We start from the raw sequence: 5,656 nt of genomic DNA, 5'->3' as shown, positions 1-5,656 counted from the left end.
AAATCGCTCCAGCGCCGCATATCGAGGGCGTCGGCGACTTCGCGTGCCTTCCAGCACAGCGTGATGACCAGAGCCAATACGATTAAGGTTGCCATGCTCGCTTCCCGTCTGGGCCACACTTTCCGGCGCCCGCGGTAAAATCAGCTTAGAGCAATTATAATTCAATGAAAGCGAATATTATTCGTCACATAATGCAGAATTAATGCACTGAATGCAGGCGCTGATGCTGTTGTGGGCTTGGACGGCTGAGCACGAAAATCGCGCAAGCCGCCAGAATGGCGGCGACCAGCAGGCGCAGGGTCAGAGCCACATCCGCCGTCATCAGGAAGAAACCGTAGCTTGCCGCCATGGCGATCACGGCCACGATCTTGGCTCGGGTGGAAATGGCCCCCGACCGGCGCCAGTCGCGCAAGGGCGGGCCGAACCGGGGATGGTCGAGCAGCCAGGCTTCGAGGCGGGGGACCGAGCGGGAAAAGCAGGCGGCTGCAGCCAGCAGGAAGGGCGTGGTCGGCAGGAGCGGGAGCACGATGCCGATCAGGCCCAGCGCCAGCAGCACGAAGCCCGCCAGGGTGAGAAGGTGGCGCTTGGCCGTGCTCATGCGGGAAAGTCCTTTTCCATCAGCCGCAGATCCTCGGCGCCGCGTAATGCGTGCTCGGCGATATCCTCGAAAAGATGCGCCAGCTCGGCGAAGACGCTGCGGTCCGCCTCGCGCCAACTGATCTCCTCGAGCTCGGCAAGCAGATCCACCAGTGCGGCGATGGCGGCGCGGTGCTGGCGCGAGGAGAGCAGGTGCCGGCGCGTCTCGCGCTGCTGCTCCATTTCGATGAAGCGCTGCAAGGCGTCGTTGACGCGCTGGCGGCAGTCGCAATCGAGCGCCACCGTGCCGATGATGCCGCGAATGCGGTTGACGAAGGCATCGGAACCACCGGGCCTGGGATGGCGCTGAGGCATGTTCATGCCGCGATCCATTCCATGCCGGCCCGGCCGTGCAGGAACCCATTGGCATAGGGAGCACCGGCGTAGACGCCTTGCAGGCGCTCGACCGCCTCGCCCGGCTCCAAAAGGCCATCGCGGGTTTCGGCATAAATCTGGGCAACCGCGACCATGTCGCAAACCTGCGGGGAAAGGCGCAGATGGGTCACTCCCATGCCCGCCAGTTCGGGCAGGTCGGCCAGCAGCACCTGGCAATGGCGCGACATGGTCTGCACGCCGTTGACGGTGAGGAAAGGCTGGCCATCGAGCGTGTCGACATCAAGCCCGTCCGGCTCCTCGCCGCAGACGAACTGACAATTGTCCTTGCTGTGGCCCTTGGCCCGGGCATGAGCGCAGCGGGCGGAAATGGCCAGCGGCAGGCGGCCAAAGGCGAAGATCTCGTATTCGATTTCCGGCGCGCCGGCGATGATGGCGGCGATCGATGCGGCGGGCAGCTCGGGGCCCAGGCAGATGCGCGTGGCGCCGCGTTTCGCCAAAAGGCGGGCGGTGGCGCCGTTATAGACATTGACGAATGGGCCCACCAGATGCGGCCGCCCCGAGAGCAGCCGCAGCGCGGACAGATCGTTGGCCTCGACCAGCGCTTCGGAAGCGGCAAGCTGGCGGGTAGCCTTGGCTTCGCGCTCCTGGGTCACCAGCGCCAGGCTGGCCAGCGCCACCGATTTGCCGGCATCGGTCAGCCGCTGCACCACCGCGTCGAGGAAGGGCCGGGTGAAATGGTCACGCTTGGAGCAGACCACTTCACCCAGCGTTACCGCATCGACATGCCCCGACTCAGCGATGCGGTAATAGAAATCGCGCCATTTTTCGCCGTCCCAGAGATAGGGAACCGGACCCATGGTGATCTTGAGCGATTTTGGATCAGCCATGGGTCAGCGCCACTTCTTCTCATAGGCGCCGGCGGTGGTGCGCTGGCCTTCGCTCAGCCGGCGCAATTGGGCGAGATGGGCCTGCCGCTCTTCGGGCGGAGCCGAAAGGGCGTGGCGCAGGCGCGAAACGACTTCGGCCACATAGGCCTTGCCGCGTTGGCGGCCTTCGATCTTGAGGGCGGTGACGCCGGCGGCGCGCAGCGCGTCGAGCTGGTCCATGACATCCAAGCTCACCGGATCCTCGAAGGCGTAGGCGGCGGACTCGGCGATGTGGAAGCGCCCCTTGCACAGTGTGGGATAGCCCGCCGCCTCGCCCTCGCCGAAGCGGTTGATGGTGAAGCCGGCCAGCTCGGACACCATGTCGCCGTCATCCTCGCGATAGCGCACATGGCTCGCGGGCGAGCAGACGCCCTGCATGTTGGGCGACTGGCCGGTGACATAGGAGGAGAGCGAGCAGCGCCCCTCGGCCATGACGCACAGCCCGCCAAAGGCAAAGACTTCCAGCTCGCAATCGACCTGGCGGGCGAGGGCGGCGATTTCGGCCACGGTCAGGACGCGCGGCAGCACCAGCCGTTTGGCGCCGAAGCTCTCGACCATGAAATTGACCGCGTCGGCATTGGCGGCCGATGCCTGTACCGAAACATGCAGGCGCTGGTCGGGATAGATGGTGGCGACATAGTCCATCAGCGCCATGTCGGCCAGGATCAGTGCATGGGCGCCGGCGGCCACGGCGTCGTCGGCAGCGCGATACCAGAGGTCTTCGGCCCCCGCGCGCATGAAGGTGTTGAGCGCCACATAGGTGTGCACATTGCGGGCGCGGCCATGGGCGACGGCCTCGCGCATTTCCTCGCGGCTGAAATTGAGGCCGGGGAAGTTGCGCGCATTGGTTTCGTCGCGGAACCCGCAATAGACCGCGTCGGCACCGGCCTCGACGGCTTCACGATAGGCGGCTGGGGTTCCGGCGGGGCAGATGAGTTCCATTTCTATACCAATCCCGCCAATGCCCGCTCGCGCAGCTTTTCGGCCAGTTGGCGGAAGGGACCGGCCAGCGGCCCGACCATGCCGGAAAGATCGGTGGGCAGATCGAAGCCGCAATCGTCCAGCCCGTTGCGCAGGGCCAGCATGGCCTCCATGTCGCCGGAAACGCCCAGGCTGCGGGAAAAGAACACCGCATCGCCATCGATCCGCCCCTCGAGCAGCGCCAGCAGCGTGAGCAGCGGCCCGGAAATCGAGGCTGCGGCTGGCGGCGCCTTGGCCTTGCGATAGACCTGGATGGTGCGGGCGGCGGGGTGGACGACGAAGCTCAGATCGAGATCGGCCGGGGTGAAGCGGAAAAGCTTGTCGGCGTGCTCGCCAAGCCGGTCGAAAAGGCCGGGATGCTGGGCCAGCGCCCGCGCGAAAACGGCCTGCACCACCTGCTGCACCACTGGCAGGGGCACGCGGTTGAGGCTCATCGATAAGGGGCGCGGCAGCAGCATCCGTCTCGTCCTGTGAACTGTGCTGAGGCCCAGATTACGGGGGTCGGAACGGCGCTGCTTTGATCCAGCGCAAGGAAGAACGTCATTGATCCGGGCTAAGGGTGGACCGCCATGTCACAGCCCCTCCTGCCTCTTCAGAAGCACCCCATAGCCGGCGATTTGCGGGCATTTCTCGAGCTTCTGGAGGAAAGGGGGCTGCTCCTGCGCATCGCCGCGCCGGTCAGCATCCGGTATGAATTGACCGAAATCCATCGCCGCACCCTGCATGCTCAGGGCCCCGCGCTGCTGATTGAACATCCGGTTCTGGACGATGGCAGCACGGGCGCCATGCCGGTTCTGGTCAATCTCTTTGGTACGGTGGAGCGCATCGCGCTGGCCATGGGGCTCGATGATGCCGATTTGCCGGCGCTGGGCGAGGCCATGGCCGAATTGCGCTTTCCCCAGCCGCCGCGCGATTTGCGCGCAGCCTGGGCGCGGCGCGACATGCTCAAGGCGGCGCTGTCTTTGCGCAGCCGTTTCGTGCGCAATCCAGCCTGCCAGCAGCAGGTGTGGCAGGGCGAGGAGATCGATCTGGGGCGATTGCCCATCCAGTGGTGCTGGCCCGGCGAGCCGGCCCCGCTCATCACCTGGCCGCTGGTCATCACGCGCGCGCCCGACGATCCGCAGGATATCAATGTCGGGATTTACCGCATGCAGGTTTTGGGGCGCGACCGGGCGATTCTGCGCTGGCTGCCCAGCCGAGGTGGGGCGCGCCACCACCGGCTCTGGCAGCGGCAGGGCCGCGACATGCCGGTGGCCGTCGCCATCGGCGCCGATCCGGCCAGCATTCTTTCTGCCGTCATGCCGCTGCCCGATGGCATGAGCGAGCTCTCCTTTGCCGGCGTGCTGCGGCGGCAGGCCAGCCGTTTGGCGCATGGGCTGAGCGTCGACCTGCCGATGCCGGCCGATAGCGAGATCGTGCTGGAGGGCAGCGTTTCGGCTACGGAAACCGCGCCGGAAGGGCCCTATGGCGACCATACCGGCTATTATAATTCGGTGGAGAGCTTTCCGGTGATGACGCTCTCGGCCATCACCGCGCGGCGCGAGCCGATCTATCTTTCCACCTATACCGGCCGGCCGCCGGATGAGCCCTCGCGGCTGGGCGAGGCGATGACGCCGCTTTTCGCGCCGCTGGCCAAGCGGCAATTTCCCGAGATCACCGATATCTGGCTGCCGCCCGAAGCCTGTTCCTATCGCGCCATGGTGGTGGCCATCGACAAGCGCTATCCGGGGCAGGCGCGGCGGGTGATGATGGGCCTGTGGTCCATGCTGCCGCAGTTCAGCTACACCAAGCTGATCATCGCCGTGGACGGCGACATCGACGTGAAAAGCTGGCCGGACGTGATCTGGGCGCTCTCCACCCGCTTCGACGCGAGCCGCGACCTGATGGTCGTGGAGAACACGCCGATCGACTATCTCGACTTCGCCTCGCCGAAATCCGGGCTCGGCGGTAAGCTCGGCCTCGACGCCACCATCAAGATCGGCACCGAGACGGAGCGCGAATGGGGCCGCGTGCTCGCCATGACGCCGGAAATCACCGCCCGCGTCGACGACCTGTGGGCCTGCCTCGGCCTCGAAGAGGCCGCGCCATGATCCGCGTCGCCGTCGGCATATCCGGCGCCTCGGGCGCGGCGCTCGGTATACGCATCGTCGAGCGGCTTGCGGCGCTGGCCGACGTCGAAATCCATCTCGTCGTCTCGGATGCGGCACGGCGCACGCTCGCGCTTGAATGCGATCCCGGCACGCTGGAACGCCTCGAAGCGCTCGTCCACCGCCGCCATCCGAACGGGGACATCGGTGCATCCATCGCCAGCGGCTCCTTTCCGGTCCACGGCATGATCGTCGCCCCCTGTTCCATGCAAACGCTTTCGGCCATCGCCACCGGCCGCACCGACACACTGCTTGCGCGCGCGGCCGATGTGCAGCTCAAGGAGCGCCGCCGGCTCGTGCTGCTTGCCCGCGAAACGCCGCTCCATCTCGGGCACCTGCGCAACATGTGCGCGGTCACAGAAATGGGCGCCATCGTCATGCCGCCCGTGCCGGCCTTCTACCACCGCCCGCAATCGGTCGCCGAGATCGTCGACCATCTCGCCGCCCGCGCGATAGACCTCCTCGCACTTCCCCACGCGCCTCTTGCAAAGGCATGGGAAGGCGCGCCGTAGGCCGCTATTTCGCCGGGGCCCGCAGGCCGCCGGCAATGACCACGAAGAGCAGCGGCACGAAGAAGACGCCGAGCACGGTCGCCGCGATCATCCCGCCCATGACGCCGATGCCGATGGC

The 5,656-nt window shown here is 66.3% G+C and carries 7 protein-coding genes; 2 read left to right on the top strand and 5 right to left on the bottom strand.

The genetic code is table 11. From position 1 onward, the window contains the following. Positions 1–199: 199 nt before the first annotated feature. From VDP82_RS13030 to ubiT, 5 genes are read right to left on the bottom strand one after another with little or no spacing between them, the layout of a single operon-like run. Complete coding sequence (locus VDP82_RS13030; protein WP_323015278.1) at positions 200–598, bottom strand: YbaN family protein; 399 nt, start codon at positions 596–598, stop codon at positions 200–202. Further along, positions 595–957, bottom strand: a complete 363-nt coding sequence (locus tag VDP82_RS13025; protein WP_323015277.1) for a hypothetical protein — start codon at positions 955–957, stop codon at positions 595–597. The genes VDP82_RS13030 and VDP82_RS13025 overlap by 4 nt, the downstream gene beginning before the upstream one ends. Then, the gene (ubiV, locus tag VDP82_RS13020) at positions 954–1,859 is read right to left on the bottom strand and encodes a ubiquinone anaerobic biosynthesis protein UbiV (protein WP_323015276.1); all 906 of its coding nucleotides are present in this window, start codon (positions 1,857–1,859) and stop codon (positions 954–956) included. Before ubiV ends, VDP82_RS13025 begins: the two co-directional genes overlap by 4 nt. A gap of 3 nt (positions 1,860–1,862) precedes the next feature. Beyond that, positions 1,863–2,840 (bottom strand): ubiquinone anaerobic biosynthesis protein UbiU, encoded by a 978-nt coding sequence (ubiU, locus tag VDP82_RS13015; RefSeq protein WP_323015275.1) that lies wholly within the window; start codon positions 2,838–2,840, stop codon positions 1,863–1,865. A gap of 2 nt (positions 2,841–2,842) precedes the next feature. Next, positions 2,843–3,337 carry a ubiquinone anaerobic biosynthesis accessory factor UbiT gene (gene ubiT / locus VDP82_RS13010; protein WP_323015274.1) on the bottom strand — a complete coding sequence of 165 codons (495 nt, stop codon included), beginning with the start codon at positions 3,335–3,337 and terminating at the stop codon, positions 2,843–2,845. A gap of 111 nt (positions 3,338–3,448) precedes the next feature. Between ubiT and VDP82_RS13005 the strand changes: the two genes are divergently transcribed. After that, a complete protein-coding gene (locus VDP82_RS13005) occupies positions 3,449–4,969 on the top strand; it encodes a UbiD family decarboxylase (RefSeq protein WP_323015273.1) in 1,521 nt (506 codons plus the stop codon). Further along, complete coding sequence (locus VDP82_RS13000; protein WP_323015272.1) at positions 4,966–5,538, top strand: UbiX family flavin prenyltransferase; 573 nt, start codon at positions 4,966–4,968, stop codon at positions 5,536–5,538. The genes VDP82_RS13005 and VDP82_RS13000 overlap by 4 nt, the downstream gene beginning before the upstream one ends. Positions 5,539–5,656: the final 118 nt, after the last annotated feature.

The sequence above is a fragment of the Devosia sp. genome, assembly GCF_034675085.1.
Taxonomy (GTDB): domain Bacteria; phylum Pseudomonadota; class Alphaproteobacteria; order Rhizobiales; family Devosiaceae; genus Devosia.
Note: the sequence above shows the minus strand (reverse complement) of the source record. Positions and strands in the feature narration are given on the sequence as shown.

What these genes read in the sequence shown, in the direction of transcription:
- VDP82_RS13030 (WP_323015278.1), bottom strand. Translation starts at nt 598, where the DNA reads ATGAGCACGGCCAAGCGCCACCTTCTCACCCTGGCGGGCTTCGTGCTG.
- VDP82_RS13025 (WP_323015277.1), bottom strand. Translation starts at nt 957, where the DNA reads ATGAACATGCCTCAGCGCCATCCCAGGCCCGGTGGTTCCGATGCCTTC.
- ubiV (WP_323015276.1), bottom strand. Translation starts at nt 1,859, where the DNA reads ATGGCTGATCCAAAATCGCTCAAGATCACCATGGGTCCGGTTCCCTAT.
- ubiU (WP_323015275.1), bottom strand. Translation starts at nt 2,840, where the DNA reads ATGGAACTCATCTGCCCCGCCGGAACCCCAGCCGCCTATCGTGAAGCC.
- ubiT (WP_323015274.1), bottom strand. Translation starts at nt 3,337, where the DNA reads ATGCTGCTGCCGCGCCCCTTATCGATGAGCCTCAACCGCGTGCCCCTG.
- VDP82_RS13005 (WP_323015273.1), top strand. Translation starts at nt 3,449, where the DNA reads ATGTCACAGCCCCTCCTGCCTCTTCAGAAGCACCCCATAGCCGGCGAT.
- VDP82_RS13000 (WP_323015272.1), top strand. Translation starts at nt 4,966, where the DNA reads ATGATCCGCGTCGCCGTCGGCATATCCGGCGCCTCGGGCGCGGCGCTC.